General features: G+C 71.0%; 11 protein-coding genes and 1 pseudogene. 6 read left to right on the forward strand and 6 right to left on the reverse strand.

The features are described 5' to 3' along the window. From CIW48_RS33880 to CIW48_RS10020, 3 genes and pseudogenes are all read right to left on the reverse strand, one after another. Positions 1-159, reverse strand: a pseudogene (locus tag CIW48_RS33880) (sugar transporter); the annotation flags it as partial. Between the two features lie 193 nt (positions 160-352). Beyond that, a complete protein-coding gene (locus tag CIW48_RS10015) occupies positions 353-1,843 on the reverse strand; it encodes an LTA synthase family protein (RefSeq protein ID WP_149310665.1) in 1,491 nt (496 codons plus the stop codon). 219 nt (positions 1,844-2,062) lie between these two features. Beyond that, complete coding sequence (locus tag CIW48_RS10020; RefSeq protein WP_149310666.1) at positions 2,063-3,565, reverse strand: capsular biosynthesis protein; 1,503 nt, start codon at positions 3,563-3,565, stop codon at positions 2,063-2,065. Positions 3,566-3,901: 336 nt separating this feature from the next. On the opposite strand from CIW48_RS10020, the gene CIW48_RS10025 reads away from it, so the two are divergent. The 4 genes from CIW48_RS10025 to CIW48_RS10040 all read left to right on the forward strand — a co-directional run bounded on the left by CIW48_RS10025 (position 3,902) and on the right by CIW48_RS10040 (position 7,417). Next, positions 3,902-5,209, forward strand: coding sequence for a capsular biosynthesis protein (locus CIW48_RS10025; protein ID WP_149310667.1), 1,308 nt, complete (start codon positions 3,902-3,904; stop codon positions 5,207-5,209). Between the two features lie 107 nt (positions 5,210-5,316). Next, positions 5,317-6,084, forward strand: coding sequence for an SDR family NAD(P)-dependent oxidoreductase (locus CIW48_RS10030; protein ID WP_149310668.1), 768 nt, complete (start codon positions 5,317-5,319; stop codon positions 6,082-6,084). Further along, positions 6,084-6,944: a formyltransferase family protein gene (locus tag CIW48_RS10035; protein ID WP_149310669.1), complete on the forward strand. Its 861-nt coding sequence runs from the start codon at positions 6,084-6,086 to the stop codon at positions 6,942-6,944. The genes CIW48_RS10030 and CIW48_RS10035 overlap by 1 nt, the downstream gene beginning before the upstream one ends. Before the next feature lie 62 nt (positions 6,945-7,006). After that, entirely contained in the window at positions 7,007-7,417 is a 411-nt protein-coding gene (locus tag CIW48_RS10040; RefSeq protein ID WP_149310670.1) for a flagellar biosynthesis protein FlgC, read from the forward strand. Here the strand turns inward: CIW48_RS10040 and CIW48_RS10045 are convergent. The 3 genes from CIW48_RS10045 to CIW48_RS10055 all read right to left on the reverse strand — a co-directional run bounded on the left by CIW48_RS10045 (position 7,410) and on the right by CIW48_RS10055 (position 11,551). After that, entirely contained in the window at positions 7,410-8,804 is a 1,395-nt protein-coding gene (locus tag CIW48_RS10045) for an amino acid permease (protein ID WP_149310671.1), read from the reverse strand. The genes CIW48_RS10040 and CIW48_RS10045 overlap by 8 nt on opposite strands. Before the next feature lie 73 nt (positions 8,805-8,877). Next, entirely contained in the window at positions 8,878-9,558 is a 681-nt protein-coding gene (locus CIW48_RS10050; RefSeq protein WP_149310672.1) for a hypothetical protein, read from the reverse strand. Continuing rightward, complete coding sequence (locus CIW48_RS10055) at positions 9,551-11,551, reverse strand: hypothetical protein (protein ID WP_149310673.1); 2,001 nt, start codon at positions 11,549-11,551, stop codon at positions 9,551-9,553. The genes CIW48_RS10050 and CIW48_RS10055 overlap by 8 nt, the downstream gene beginning before the upstream one ends. A gap of 415 nt (positions 11,552-11,966) precedes the next feature. On the opposite strand from CIW48_RS10055, the gene rpsO reads away from it, so the two are divergent. Together rpsO and pnp are read left to right on the forward strand one after the other, a co-directional pair. After that, a complete protein-coding gene (rpsO, locus tag CIW48_RS10060; protein ID WP_010685305.1) occupies positions 11,967-12,236 on the forward strand; it encodes a 30S ribosomal protein S15 in 270 nt (89 codons plus the stop codon). 208 nt (positions 12,237-12,444) lie between these two features. Beyond that, positions 12,445-14,664, forward strand: a complete 2,220-nt coding sequence (gene pnp, locus CIW48_RS10065; protein ID WP_149310674.1) for a polyribonucleotide nucleotidyltransferase — start codon at positions 12,445-12,447, stop codon at positions 14,662-14,664. The last annotated feature ends 115 nt before the right edge of the window (positions 14,665-14,779 follow it).

The raw sequence follows: 14,779 nt of genomic DNA on the forward strand, positions 1-14,779 counted from the left end.
CTCGTAGCGGGCCAGCAGGCCGCCATCGGCCGTGGCCACCTCAGCCCCGGCCTGGATCGCACTCGCCGTCGGACCCGCCGCGGGCAGGTACGTGCAGCCACCGGCAGATCCGGCCGCAAGGGCGGCCATCAGGGCGGCGCACGCCGTCTTACGCAGCATCACAAAGATTTCTCCTCGCCGACCCCGCGCCATCTCTGGCCCGGGCCGGGACATCCAGTTTGACCGCCAAACGCTGCGATCGCTTTAACGGCCGCGCCGGAGCGGCGGCCGCCGCGCGGACGATCGCGCTATCCGTGCGCAATGCGTCACCAGCGTGGCACGGCTACGCTTATGGCGCGCAAGCTTAACCTTATCATGTCGGCACAGCTATGTCCGCAGACACGGTGGCGAGCGTCCCGCGCAGCAGCCGACCGAGTTCGTCGGCGGCGATGTCGGACCGGCGCGGAGCGTCTGGCGGACGGCCGAAGCGGAACAGGGCATATTCGGTGGTCCGTCCCTCGAATCCCGGCTTGCAGCTCGGCAGCGATGGCGCGTGGTCGCCGAAGGCGCAGAGCGTGATGGTCTGTTTCCGCTCGCGGGCGATGGCGTCGAGACCCGCGACGAGATCCTCCACCATCTGTCCGGTATGGGCGACGTGGTGAAGATACTGCGCCTGCGGGTCGTCGATGCCCGGCAGCCGCCCGGGCTTCCAGGGACCGTGATTCTCCATGGTCACGCAGAACAGGAACAGTGGCGTCTGCCGGGCCCGGACCTCTGCCAGAAGGCGCGCGCCGAGGGCAATGTCCCCGACATAGGGTCCGACGCGCGGCGCCTCTGCGAAGGCCTCGCCCATCACGAGATCGGCGAAGCCGAAGGCCTCCATCACCTGCGCCCGCCGGAAGAAGTCCCGGTGAAAGGGGTGCAGGAACAGCGTCGCGTAGCCCCGTCCGTGGGCGAGGCGGGCGAGGCTCGTCGGCTCGTCGCCGCTGCGGGCCGTGTAGGGGTCGTACCGGCCGAAGCCGAGGCTGTCGGACGGCCGGCCGGTGAGCACCGCGTGCTCGCTGCGCATCGTGTAGGCGCCGTGCGCCGGGACCCGAAGGCGGCCGTATTGCGCGGCCCGGGCGCGGAACAGGTCCATCACCGGCAGCTTCGCGCCGCCGAGCCGCTCCGGATCGACGAAGGATTCGAGCTGGATCACCACGACGACGTCGTCGCCGGGCCCGTCGGGCAGTATGGGCGCCGCGGGCACCGGTTCGCCGCCCGCCATCGCCCGTGCGGTGTAGCCCAGAAGGCTTGCCGGCAGGCCGACCCGGGTCACGTCCGCCTCCAGATCGGGCTGAGGAAACCAGCGGGCGATCAGCCCGGCGAGCGGCGGGTGCGGCGCAGCCTTGACCGGAAGCCAGAGCGCGAGCGGGAGACCGATCAGGGCCAGGAGGCGCGGCAGGGTGGCCGCCGGCAGGATGGCCGGTTCGGTCCAGTACCACAGGGCGGTGGCCGCCAGGGTGAGCAGGACCGGCACGGCGATGCGCGGATCCCACAGCGGCGGGATATAGTAGAGTTGCGGATGCCGCGGCACCTGGGGCAGCAGGGCGAAATCGCTGAACAGCAGCGGCTCGCCGATCACCGAGCGCTTGGCGCGGCTGACGATGATGAGGATCGCCACCGTGATCACGCAGGTCAGCGCCGCGAGCCAGGGGCGCCAGGAGAATTCGAACCAGAACAGCAGGATCAACAGGTAGCCGAGCATCCGCAGGCTGAGATCGCGCGGCGCGAGGCTCGCCCGGGTGATCGAGTCGCCCGCGAAGACCTCCAAGGCGAGGCAGATGGCGAGCGCGAGACCGGTGGCGATGAGGAACGTCGTCAAGACTCGGACACTCGGATTGGAACGGACCTACTCTCCGCCGGAATCCGGTCCGGCGGGAAATAGCGCTCAGGAGCAAGGACTTGCGAGCCGTTCCTGATCCGGGATGGTCGGGATCGGCCCCGCCGCGTGCTGCTGACGGATGACTCTAGCAGCCCGGGCTATCGCTTTGGTGTCACATCAGAGTCTCGCGAAACCGGATTCCGCGCCGCGGCCTCCGCTCTAGCGCGGGCCGCCTCCGGCCTCGCGGCCGACGCCGCGCCGGCTGCGCAGGGCCCGCACGACCGGATTGAGGAGGCCGTAGCGCGCGCGCATCACCAGATGGGCCGTCCGGCCGAGGGAGAGGGCGTTGCGCGGTGCCGCCGCCCGGGCCGCGCTGAGGCGGTCGAGGAGCTGCTCCGGGCTGCACGGCTTCATCGCGACGGGATCGAGGTAGTGCGAATAGAGGATCATGGCGCCCGCCACCAGCTCGTCGAGGCTCAGCCGGCGGCCGCGGTCGGCGCCCGGCGCGAGATCCTCCGACAGGCCCCAGCCGGAGTAGAACGGCCGGCCGTGGGTCGCCACCGTGAGCCCCCGGATCAGCGCCTCGAACCCGGCGAGCGACGTCATGGTCTCGACGTGATGCACCCGGTCGAGGAGATCGACGATGCTGATGCCGGCCACGATCCGGTCGGCCAGGGTCAGGGCCTCCACCTCCGGGATGATGCCGGGGCGGAACCCCGCCTCCACGTCGGGATGCGGCTTGTAGAGCAGGAACGCGTCCGGGTTGCGCCGCCGTGCGGCCTCCAGCAGCGCCCGGTTCGAGCGGACCAGCGGCGAGCCGTGACGCACCGAGGCATCGTCCTCCACCTGTCCGGGCACCAGCACGATCCGCCGTCCGGCCGGCCAGTCGAGCGAGGCGGCGTCGAGGCCGACATTGTACTTGCTGAGCCGGCGGACGACGACTTCCTCGCGCAGGCGCCGCGCCCGGGCGACGAGGTCCGGGGTGAAGTTGGCCTCCGCCAGCAGCCGCTGCAGGCGGCTCTCCCGGCGCGGGTCGTAGTAGATGCCGAGATCGTCCACCACGATGGAGGCGCCGGGCTGAAGGCTGGCGCCCAGTCCGACGGAGCGCAGGAAGCCGTCCTCCACCCGGGCGAGGGGCAGGCCAGCCCGCGCGCAGGCCTCCTCGAGCTGGCCCGGTGCGCGGGTCGCCCAGGCGAGGATGCGGCCCCCGTGCCGCTGACCCGCGGCGATCGCCGCCTCGGTGGTCATGGTGTGGATCGGCCGGCCGGCGGGACCGGCGCCGAGGACGTCGAGGGCGGGCCGCTTCCAGCGCGACATCCCGACATAGATCACCCGCCGGTCGTTCTCGGCGAAACGTGCGGCGAGCCACGCCACTTGCTCGGCGCAGGTCGCGCGGTCGATCGGCGCCCGGGTCCAGGAGTCGAGGTAATGGACGCCGCCCTCCCCGCCGAGCGGCGCGCCATCGAGGCTGATCCGAAGGGACGCAAAGCCGGCTTCCGGCGAGTCATACGGGCTCAGCAGCGGCCCGGGTGCGACCACGAGGCGGCGTCGGCCCGCCAGGCCCAGCAGCCGCCCGGCCAGGCTGCCCCTGCCCCAGGTCGCGCCGATGGCGCCGGGACGCGCCGGCGCGAAGGCGAGGCCCGTCACGGCCTCGATCTCCGCCCGCAGGTGGCGGATCGTGCGGCCGGTCGCGTAGAGCGACGGGATCGGGTCAGCGGGCATGGTCGGCGCGTCCGGCTCCGGTCGGGTGAGGTGCGGAACCCGCCTGTAGCGCATTTTCGCCGGCATGGGATGGTGATGCAACGCGGGGACAACCTGAGCGCGCGTCGCCGTCGCCACGTCCTGGAAAGGATTTGGACATATCGTCGCCGCGATTGCCCGCCTAATCCGGAGGCTGAGCCGCAGAGGCGTGACCGTTGCAGACGGGCCACGCCGACGCGGAAATGCCATGCCTCGGCATGACTTCGGATTGCGGGCCCTCCGGGCGCCGTGTCACCTCAAGAGTCTCTCGTTGGCTCGGTTCATCCGGCCCAGGGTCAAGGACAGAAGCGCCGCGGAATGCAACAGACCGCCCACGACGCCCTCCGCGACCGCCCCGCGACCTTCCTCTTCCTGCAGGGCATCGCGACGCCGTTCTTCTCCGATCTCGGAACGGCGCTGCGCAGTCGGGGACACAATGTCCGGCGCATCAATCTCTGCCCTGGCGACTGGCTGTTCTGGAGCGGCGACGCCGACAATTACCGCGGCCGCCGGGAGGCCTGGGGCGAGTATCTCGAGGCCTATCTCGACCGCGAGGCGGTGACCGACATCGTGCTGTTCGGCGATTGCCGGCCGTTCCATAAGGCGGCCCGCATGATCGCCGAGTATCGCGGTCTGCGGGTGCACGTGTTCGAGGAGGGCTATATCCGCCCGAACTGGATCACCTGCGAACTCGGCGGTGTGAACGGATTCTCGTCCCTCCCCCGGACGGCCGCCGAGATCCGGGCGCTGGCGCGGCGCCTGCCGCAGCCCGGCCGGGCCATGCCCTCGACCGGCGACATGGCCCGCCGCAGCGTCTGGGATGTCGGCTACAACCTCGCCAACGTCCTGTTCCCCTATCTCTTCCCGCACTTCCGCAGCCACAGGCCGACCCATATCGCGGCCGAGTATGCCGGCTGGATCAAGAAGTTCGCCCGGCGCGCCCATACCCGCCGCGAGGCGGCGCGCTGCGACGAGATCTACCGTGCGGTCGGCTGCGACTACTTCCTGCTACCGCTCCAGCTCGACAGCGACTACCAGATCCGGGTCCACTCGCCGTTCCTGGGCGTCGAGGGCTTCATGGACCGGGTGATCAAGTCCTTCGCGGACGCATCGTCGGCGCCGACCCGGCTCCTCGTGAAGCTGCACCCGCTGGACAGCGGCCTGATCAACTGGCGCAAGTTCGCCCGCGCCTCGGCCCGCCGCCACGGCGTCAGCGACCGTCTCGACTTCATCGACGGCGGCGACCTCCCGGCTCTGATCAAGGGCGCCCGCGGCGTGGTCATCGTCAACTCGACGGTGGGGATGCTGTCCCTGGAGATGGGCTGCCCGACCCATGCGGTCGGCACCGCGATCTACAACATGGCCGGCCTGACCCATCAGGGCGATCTCGACGGATTCTGGAAGAACCCGACGCCGCCGGAGATGGACCTGATGGCGGATTTCCGCCGCGTGGTTCTGCATCGGACCCAGGTTAACGGCGGCTTCTTCTCCAAGGAGGCGATCGACCGGGCGGTGGCCGGCTCGGTGCCGCGGATGGAAGCGGCCCTGCCCGATTCGATGCTGGCGGCTGCGCGGGAGGCCGTCGAGGCGGCCGAGCGGGACGGCGAATTGGCGCCGGTCTACTGACCGGGCGCGCCCAGGCGTCGTCATTCGGCGGTCCTTGATACGGCTTTCGCCGCCGGTGAGCCCTTCCCGGCCTTGATCTTTGCCTGCGCGGCGGCGTAACCCGCCGCATGCCCCGCATTCTGATCACCGGCGCGTCGAGCGGCATCGGCGCCGCGCTGGCGCGCCACTACGCGCAAACCGGCGTGAGCCTCATTCTCGTCGGCCGCAATGCCGAGCGGCTGGAGACGGTCGCCCGGGATTGCCGCGCCAGCGGCGCCACCGCCGAGACCGCCCGCCTCGACACCCGCGACCGGGCCGCCGCCATAGCGCTGGTGCATCGGTCGGATGCCGAGGCACCCCTCGACCTCGTCATCGCCAACGCGGCGGTGAATGGCGGCAACCAGGAGGGGCAAGTCGAGGCCGAGGACGTGGCCTTCGAGACCGCCGACATCAACTACACCGGCACGCTCAACGTCATGCTGCCCGCCCTGACGCTGATGCTCGAGCGCGGGCGCGGTCAGATCGTGCTGCTGTCGTCGCTGGCGGCCTACGCGCCGCTCCAGGACGCGCCCGCCTATAGTGGCGCCAAGGCCGCGCTCGTCGCCCACGGCCTCGCCCTGCGCCAGAAGGTCGGGCCCCGGGGCGTGAAGGTCAACGTCGTCACGCCCGGCTACGTGAAGACGCCGATGGGCGGCGAACTCAAGGGCTGGCGCCCCCTCGAGATCAGCGCCGAGGAGGCGGCCGAGCGCATCGCCAAGGGCATCGCGGCCAACCGCGACCTGATCGCCTTCCCGTACATCCTCACGGCGCTCGCCCGCACCGTGCTGCTCCTGCCCGAGAGCGTCCGCAAGGCCGGCCTCTACGCCTTCCGGTTCCAGCGCCGGAAGCGGCGCTGATGGGCCGGCCCCGGATCGCGCTCTTCGTCCTGGAGGCGCTGCCGAATGCCCGCGTGGTGCGCCGGCTCGTCGCCGATCACCGGGCCGACATCGCTCTCGTGGGCCTCTCCAACGCCGAGCGGCCGTCGAGCGGCGGTCTCACCGGTCAGATCCGGCGGCACCTCGCGCGCTCGGGCACCGGGATTCTGCCGTACCTGGCGGTCAATTTCGGCCTGCCGGACCTGTTGCGTCCCCTGGCGCCCCTGACCCAGGCGGCGTCTGGCAGCGGCGACGCGCCGGAGGCGACGCCGCTCAAGACCCTGTGCCGCCGCCTCGGCATCCCGACCGTGAAGGTAGACGACGTCAACGGTCCGGAAATCGCGCGGACCCTGCGGGACACGGCGCCGGACCTGATCCTGACCTACCATTTCGACCAGATCCTCAAGCCCGAGACCATCGGTCTGGCGCGGCTCGGCGGCATCAACGGGCATCCCGGCCTGCTGCCGCGCCACCGCGGCCCTGTGCCGACGATCCACGCCCTCGCCGACGGGCCCGGCAGCTTCGGCATGACCCTGCACCGGCTGGCGGCCACGATCGACACCGGGGCGATCCTCGCCCAGGAGGCCGTGCCGCTGCCCGCCGGCACCACCGCCACCCGGGCCGCCGTAGCGCTGCACGCCCATGGCCGCGGAATGCTGGACGGGCTCCTCGACATGATCGCCCGCGACGGTGCCCTGCCGGAAGGTCGAACCGAATCGGTGCTGCCCTACTGCCCCTTCCCGGACCGTGCGATGCTGGCCTCCTTGCGGCGTCGCGGTTTGCGGCTGACCGACGGGCAGGATCTCCGCGAGGCGCTGAGCCTCTCCGCCCGGGCGGCTTAACCGCCGGTTAAGGCTGTTCGGCAAGGACTCGTTCAGTCCCTCGCAGCCGACAGGGTGCGCGCATGCCCGACACCAGCGCCCTCCATTCGGCCTCCGACGCACTGGCCGCCGGCCGGCAGGTGCAGAGCGGGAGGATCCGCGCGATCTCCGAGAACCTTGCCAACGCCGATTCGGCCCCGGATACCCCCGGCGGCACACCCTATGCCCGCAAGATCGCAGTCTTCGCCCCCGTGGTTGCCGACAGCCCGGGCGACCCCGTCGGCCGGATCGTCCGCGACACCAGCGACTTCAAGAGCCGCTACGACCCGACCAGTCCCGGCGCCGACCTCAAAGGCTATGTCCGCCTGCCGAACGTGAACATCGCGGTGGAATCGGCCGATCTGCAGCAGGTGATCCGGAACTACGAGCTGAGCATGAGCGCCTCGGCCTCGATCAGCACGCTCACGCAGGCGACGATCAACCTGATCAGCTAAGCCGCGCGTGCCGCCGGCCGTATCCGGCGTAGATCGCGAGGCCGAGTGCCAACCAGATCGCGAGGCGGATCCAGGTATCGGCCGGAAGCGCGGCCATCAGCGTCACGCAGGACAAGATCCCGAGTCCCGCCGTGAGCGTCGCCACCGGGACGCGGAACGGGCGCGCCCGATCCGGATCGGTCCGGCGCAGGATCAGCACCGTGGCGCAGACGAGGCAGAACGCCAGGAGCGTGCCGATGCTGACGATCTCGCCCAGGATCTCGATGGGCACGAGCCCCGCCACCGCCGCGGTGAACAGGCCGATCACCAGCTGGCTCGCCACAGGGGTCCGCGTCACCGGATGAACCCGACAGAAGATCCTCGGAAGGAGGCCGTCGCGGGCGATGGCGAAAAAGATCCGGCTCTGCCCGTAGAGGGCAGTCAGCGCCGAGGTGGTCAGACCGATCAGGGCGCCGACCTTGATGAGCGTCGAGAAGCCCGGAAGCCCGATGGCGTCGACCGCCTTGGCCACCGGGTCGGCGACGTTCAGGTCGCGGTAGGGTACGAGGCCGGTGAGGACGGCCGCCATCGCCACGTACAGGATTGTGGTGATCAGCAGCGACCCGATCAGTCCCACCGGCGCGTCGCGCTGCGGCGCCCGGCATTCGCCCGCGGCCGTCGCCACGGTCTCGAAGCCCACGAAGGCGAAGAACACCACGGCGGCCCCGCGGAACACCCCGCTCCAGCCGTAGGCGCCGAATGTCCCCGCATTCTCGGGCACGAAGGGGTGCCAGAGTTCCGGCCGGAGATGGGCCATGCCGACGCCCACGAAGGCCAGGATGATGGCGACCTTGCAGGCGACCAGCAGTCCGTTGATCAGGGAGGCGTCCTTCGTGGGACGCAGCAGGAGGGCGCTGAGCAGCAGCACAATGCCGGCGGCCGGCAGGTTGACGAGGCCGCCGTCGCCGGGCGCCCCGGCCAGTGCCGGGGGCAGATGGAGCCCGAATTCCGCGGCGAGGGATTGCGCGTAGCCCGACCAGCCCACCGCGACGGTCGCCGCCGCGACGGCGAATTCGAGAACGAGGTCCCAGCCGATGATCCAGGCGGGGAAGCGGCCGAGGCTGGCGCGGGTGTAGGTGTAGGTGGATCCCGCCTCCGGGATCATGGCGGCCAGCTCGGCGTAGCACAGGCCGACGAGGCCGCAGGCGATGCCGCCGATCACGAAGGAGAGGCTGAGCGCCGGGCCCGCATACTGCGCCGCCGCCGTTCCGGTGAGCACGAAGATGCCGGCGCCGATGGTGGCACCCAGGCCGATGGCGACGAGGCCCGGAGCGGTGAGGCTCCGGGCGAGGTCGCGGCCCTGCCCCGCCTCCCCGCGATGCCCAGTCGTCACCGCCGAATCCGCCATCGTGTCCTTCTCCCTCGCCCGGGGCGTCACCCGGCACATTCCATGCCCGCAATCGGATCGTGGCCGGAACGGCCTAACGCCGCACCGCGCCGGCGGGCTCGTCTGGAGGATCCCGATCGCCCTGAGTGGATGGAATCGGCGCGGCGGCCGTGCCGTCGATCAGCCGGGTATCCGTTCGGAATACCCTGGCGACGAGCGCGCAGAAGTGGATGAAGGCGCTGCCCTGCGGGGTGATGACGTAACCGTCGGCCATCGGCGCGACGTTGCCGGAGGCCTGTTGCTCGGCCAAGCGCCGATCCATCTGCCGGAACGCGCCGAGATAGACCGTCTCGAACACCCTCCGCGCGCGCTCCGGTGAGAAGCGTTCCTCAGGATGGGCGGCCATCTGCCCGAGCAGGAACACGCTGATCGAGCGATCGACCGTCACCGGTAGGATCACGAAGACGCTCAGGTTCAGCGATAGCGACAGGATGCAGGCCCCGAGGGCGTCCCGGCGGCGCAGCCCCCAGGCCCGACCGAAGCCGGCCAGCCCTGCCATCGCCGCCAGCGTCAGCAGGAAGGCGACCCCGAGCAGGATCAGGCCGCGGTAGAACAGGATCGTCACGCCGGACCAGAGATCCGTCTGGAACAGCAGCACGAAACAGCCGAAGCCGAGAAGGACGGCGCCGGCCTGTAGCAGCGCCTGGGCGCAGAGCCAGCGCAGGACCTGCGCCGCGCGGGGGCCCGGCGGGGGCGCGGATCCGGGCTCAGCCATCGAGATCCTCGATCCGCAGGATCCGGACGAGCGGATCGGCATAGACGGCGTGACTGCGCCAGACCCAGGAATCCGGGCTGCTCCAGGGGGCGTCCTGCGCGGTCACGACCAGGGCGCCGATCCCGGCCGCGGCGGCGCGGCGGCGCACCTCGACCCCGTCCAGCTGCGCGCCGAAGATCGGCGCGACTGCGGCGAGGCGCGCCGCCACGGCCTCGGGCGGGGCACCGAACAGCCGCGCCTCGGCGTCGGCCACTCCCGTCGCCTGGAGGCCGTAGAGCCCGAAATCGAACACCCGCTTCGGCCGGGGCGATTGCTGCAGGACCAGATCCCGAGGCAGCTGCGTTCCGGCCCAGGCATAGGCCGCGCGCAGCGACCGGTCGATGTCGGGGCGGCCGTTCAGGAACGCGAAGGCCGGTCGCCCGGAGACGGCATAGGCGCGCATCCCGACGAAGCCGTAGAGGGTCGTCGCGTAGCCGAGGACCAGGAGCACGGCGAGCACGCCCGGGACCCGGAGCCGCCGCGCCTCCGCCAGCCGGGTCAGGGCCACCACGGTCCAGACGAGGGCGGCGACCTGCGCGAGCAGGACCACGCGCGCGCCGAGATCGTTGTTGAGGATCGCCGAGCGCAGGAAGCCGCCGAGGAGCAGGCCGGCGGTCGCGCAGAGGGTGAGCAACCGCCCCGCCTCCCGGCCGTGCGCGACGCGGCGCGGCACGTGGCGCCAGAACAGCACTGCCCCGGCCGCGAGCACGCCCAGAGCCACGTAATAGTTGAGCGGAAGCAGGAGCAGCCGGAGCACGCTCAGGGCCGGCTCGTCGACGAGCCCGTCCAGGGGACCGAATCGCCGGACGGCGAACCGGATCGGCGCGCCACCATCGGTCCGGTTGGCCAGGAGGCTGAGAAGATACGGCGCCGCCAGCACGGTGCTGAGCAGGCCGGCGACCGCCAGCCGGCCCGCGGCGCGCCAGCGGCGCTCCAGCCCGAGCAGCGCAAGCCAGACCGCCGCCGCGCTCGCCGTGCCGAGGCAGACCCAGACCGACAGGCCCGCGCAGGCCGCGAAGGCCAGGCCCGCGACGCCGACCGCCGCGGCCTCCGCGCGCGGGTCCGGCCGCGTCAGGTCTGCGAGTTCGGCCAGCGCCAGAAGGCCGAGCCATCCCGCCAGGGCGCCGGCCACGTGGTGCGGCACCCAGACCAGGGAGGCGGGCCAGTTGACGACCTGCTCGTTCAGCCATTCCGGGATGGGCAGCCAGGTTCCGGAGGTTGCCCGGTCCCCGAGGGCCAGCAGGATGTCGAGGCCGCCGGCCGGCAGCAGCAGCAGGACCGCGCGACGCACGAGTCGGGGCGCGGCGTCGCCGATCAGGCCGGTCGCGGTCAGCAGCCGGTCCAGCAGGCCGAGGAGCGCGAGACCGGTCCAGAACGCCAGACCCGCGAAGGCGGTCCGGCCGTCGACCAGCCGTCCCCCGGCCCAGTCGACCAGGGCGGTGAGGGCGTAGAATCCATAATAGTAGCCCGCTCGCTCGGGCCGGGCGAAGAACGGGTCGACGGGCGGCAGCCCGTGCTCGACGATCGCGCGGGTTAGGGCGGCGTGCTTGACAAGGTCGATCACCGTCACGGGCTGGTAGAGGGCGGTGCCGGTGTCGATGTCGATCAGCGCGTAGGCAACGACGCAGAGCCACAGGGCGGCGAGCGCCAGGGTTGTCCGATCGAGGGATGCCTGCAGGCTCCGCCAGGCCGGCCGCAGCCCGGCGAGCCCCAGGGCGCCGGTCGCGAGCGCCGCGACCGGAACGCCGGCGCCCTGGATCAGCAGGCTGTCGAGAGCGGGCAGGAGCCCGAGTCCGAGGAGCGTCGCACACAGGAGACGGTCGCCGGGTGCGAGCGTGCGGAAGCCGAGGATGCCGGTCACTCCGCCCAGGGCGTAGCCCGGCAGGAGGACGAGGGGGATGCCGAGCAGCGTCGCGACCACGACGCCGCACGCATCCGAGAAGGTGCCGTTCATCGCCGAGCCGCGTTTCGTGCGCGATCCCGGGTAGCACGGGGGCGTTAACCGTTCCCTCGCGGGCACTGGAAGGCCCTCAGCGGTGAGGGTTCGCGGCATGTTCGTGCACCGGATCCTGGACTGCGTGCCTCACGCGTGGCGACTCCTGGCCGCAAGACGCGCTGGCGGGATGCGATCCGGTACCCGGCACGACACGGCCGTGATGCGGTTCGACCGTGACCCGGCCACCTTGGGACTGGCATAACCGGGGGTTTCGTGTATGGATCGCGCGGCCTCGACCCGGGTTACCGGGCGGGGCTTGAACCGCTTGGCGCTGTGACCGTGCTGGACGACATCCCGGCACCGGCCGAACGCCGAGCCCGCGCGCGCCCGGATGGGGCGCCGCATCCGACCAGCACAACCCGAAAGGCATGCGATGTCGATCACGGCAGAGCGCAAGACCGCGCTCATCAAGGAACACCGCAAGGACGCCAAGGACACCGGGTCCCCCGAGGTCCAGGTGGCGATCCTCACCGAGCGGATCACCAACCTGACCGGCCACTTCAAGACCCACGCCAAGGACAACCATTCCCGGCGCGGCCTCCTGAAGCTGGTCTCGCAGCGCCGCTCGCTGCTCGACTACGTCAAGCGCAAGGACGAGGCCCGCTACCGCGCCCTCATCGAGCGTCTCGGCATCCGCCGCTAAGACGCGTTTCGCGCGGTTCCGGGCCCGGCCCGGGGCCGCGTTTCACCATCGCGGGCTGCCGGAATGGGTCCGGCCTCCCGACAACGGGCCGCTTCGAGGCGCCGGCATCGGGGCAGGATCGCGAGACACTCACGCTGCGGAGTGTCTCGCCGTCTTGCCCCCGGGCGGCGCCGGGCTGGGCCCGCCGCAGGCAAGGAAGAGATTGAGAATGTTCGACGTACAACGCGAAGAGCTGATGTGGGGCGACCGCAAGCTCGTCCTCGAGACCGGCAAGGTCGCCCGGCAGGCGGACGGCGCCGTGGTCGCCACCTACGGCGAGACCTCCGTGCTCGCCACCGTAGTGGCCACGAAGGAGCCGAAGGCCGGCATCGACTTCATGCCGCTCACCGTGAACTACCAGGAGCGGGCCTACGCGGCCGGCCGCATCCCGGGCGGCTACTTCAAGCGCGAGGGCCGTCCCTCCGAGAAGGAGACCCTGGTCTCCCGCCTGATCGACCGTCCGATCCGCCCGCTCTTCGTCGAGGGCTGGCGCAACGACACCCAGGTCGTCGTCACCGTCCTGACCCACGACCTTGAGAACGATCCCGACATCGTCGCGATGGTCGCGGCTTCCGCCGCCCTCACCCTGTCGGGCGTCCCGTTCATGGGCCCGATCGGCGGTGCCCGCGTCGGCTACATCAACGGGAGCTACCGGCTGAACCCGCTGGTCACCGAGACCAAGGAGGAATCCAGCCTCGACCTCGTCGTCGCCGGCACGCAGGACGCCGTGCTGATGGTCGAGTCGGAGGCCAAGGAGCTCTCCGAGGACGTGATGCTCGGCGCCGTGATGTTCGGCCACAAGCACTTCCAGCCGGTGATCGAGGCGATCATCCGTCTCGCCGAGAAGGCCGCCAAGGAGCCGCGCGACTTCAAGGCCCCCGAGAACGCCGACGTCGAGAAGGCCGTGCTGGAGGTCTGCGAGACCGAGCTGCGCGCCGCCTACACCAAGACCGTCAAGCAGGAGCGCTACGCCGCCGTCGACGCCGTCAAGGCGAAGGTGATGGCCGCCCTCTGCCCCGAGGGTGCCGAGAAGTATCCGGCCGAGAAGGTCAAGGCCGCCTTCAAGGAGGCCCAGTCGAAGGTCGTGCGCTGGAACGTGCTCGACACCGGCGCGCGCATCGACGGCCGCGACCTGAAGACGGTCCGCCCGATCGTCTCCGAGGTCGGCGTCCTGCCCCGCGCCCACGGCTCGTCGCTGTTCACCCGCGGCGAGACCCAGGCCCTCGTGGTCGCCACGCTCGGCACCGGCGAGGACGAGCAGTTCATCGACTCGCTCGACGGCACCTACAAGGAGCGCTTCCTGCTCCACTACAACTTCCCTCCCTATTCCGTCGGCGAGACCGGACGGATGGGTTCCCCGGGCCGTCGCGAGATCGGCCACGGTAAGCTGGCGTGGCGGGCGATCCGCCCGGTCCTGCCGCCGGCCCATGAGTTCCCCTACACGATCCGCGTCGTGTCGGAGATCACGGAATCCAACGGCTCGTCCTCGATGGCCTCGGTCTGCGGCGGCTCGCTGTCGCTGATGGATGCCGGCGTGCCGCTGCGCCGTCCGGTGGCCGGCATCGCCATGGGCCTCATCCTCGAGGGTGAGCGCTACGCGGTCCTGTCCGACATCCTGGGCGACGAGGATCACCTCGGCGACATGGACTTCAAGGTGGCCGGCACGGACGAGGGCGTGACCTCGCTCCAGATGGACATCAAGATCGCCGGCATCACCGAGGAGATCATGCGGGTCGCCCTCGATCAGGCGAAGGAGGGGCGTGCCCATATCCTCGTCGAGATGGCCAAGGCCCTCACGGCGGCCCGTCCGGAACTCGGCGAGTACGCGCCGCGCATCGAGACGATGCAGATCCCGACCGACAAGATCCGCGACGTGATCGGCACCGGCGGCAAGGTGATCCGAGAGATCGTCGAGAAGACCGGCGCCAAGATCAACATCGAGGATACCGGCGTCGTGAAGATCGCCTCGGCCGACGGCAAGGCGATCAAGGCGGCCTACAACTGGATCCGCTCGATCGTGGCGGAGCCGGAGGTCGGCGTGATCTACGACGGCACGATCGTGAAGTGCATGGAGTTCGGCGCCTTCGTGAACTTCTTCGGCGCCAAGGACGGCCTCGTCCACATCTCGGAACTCGCCGCCCAGCGGGTCGCCAAGGTGCAGGACGTCGTCAAGGAAGGCGACAAGGTCAAGGTGAAGTTCCTCGGCCAGGACGACCGCGGCAAGATCCGCCTGTCCATGAAGGTCGTCGACCAGCAGACCGGCGAGGACATCACCGAGAAGGTGAAGGCCCAGCGGGACGCCGACCGGTCCGAGCGTGGTGACGAGCCGCGCGAGCCCCGCGAGGGCGGTCGCCATCGTGGCGAGCGCCGCCGCGAGGCGGGGGAGTAAGGGCGCCCACAGCCCCGGCGTCCCCTCCGGCCGGCGCGGGCTTGGCACGACAGGCGCGGTCCCCATGGGGCCGCGCCTTTTTCTTTGCGCCTGCGCGGGCGACCGCGTGGTCCGG

This window comes from Methylobacterium sp. P1-11 (assembly GCF_008329595.1).
Taxonomy (GTDB): domain Bacteria; phylum Pseudomonadota; class Alphaproteobacteria; order Rhizobiales; family Beijerinckiaceae; genus Methylobacterium.

What these genes read in the sequence shown, in the direction of transcription:
- CIW48_RS10045 (WP_149310671.1), bottom strand. Translation starts at nt 8,804, where the DNA reads ATGGCGGATTCGGCGGTGACGACTGGGCATCGCGGGGAGGCGGGGCAG.
- pnp (WP_149310674.1), top strand. Translation starts at nt 12,445, where the DNA reads ATGTTCGACGTACAACGCGAAGAGCTGATGTGGGGCGACCGCAAGCTC.
- CIW48_RS10035 (WP_149310669.1), top strand. Translation starts at nt 6,084, where the DNA reads ATGGGCCGGCCCCGGATCGCGCTCTTCGTCCTGGAGGCGCTGCCGAAT.
- CIW48_RS10050 (WP_149310672.1), bottom strand. Translation starts at nt 9,558, where the DNA reads ATGGCTGAGCCCGGATCCGCGCCCCCGCCGGGCCCCCGCGCGGCGCAG.
- CIW48_RS10020 (WP_149310666.1), bottom strand. Translation starts at nt 3,565, where the DNA reads ATGCCCGCTGACCCGATCCCGTCGCTCTACGCGACCGGCCGCACGATC.
- CIW48_RS10055 (WP_149310673.1), bottom strand. Translation starts at nt 11,551, where the DNA reads ATGAACGGCACCTTCTCGGATGCGTGCGGCGTCGTGGTCGCGACGCTG.
- CIW48_RS10030 (WP_149310668.1), top strand. Translation starts at nt 5,317, where the DNA reads ATGCCCCGCATTCTGATCACCGGCGCGTCGAGCGGCATCGGCGCCGCG.
- rpsO (WP_010685305.1), top strand. Translation starts at nt 11,967, where the DNA reads ATGTCGATCACGGCAGAGCGCAAGACCGCGCTCATCAAGGAACACCGC.
- CIW48_RS10025 (WP_149310667.1), top strand. Translation starts at nt 3,902, where the DNA reads ATGCAACAGACCGCCCACGACGCCCTCCGCGACCGCCCCGCGACCTTC.
- CIW48_RS10040 (WP_149310670.1), top strand. Translation starts at nt 7,007, where the DNA reads ATGCCCGACACCAGCGCCCTCCATTCGGCCTCCGACGCACTGGCCGCC.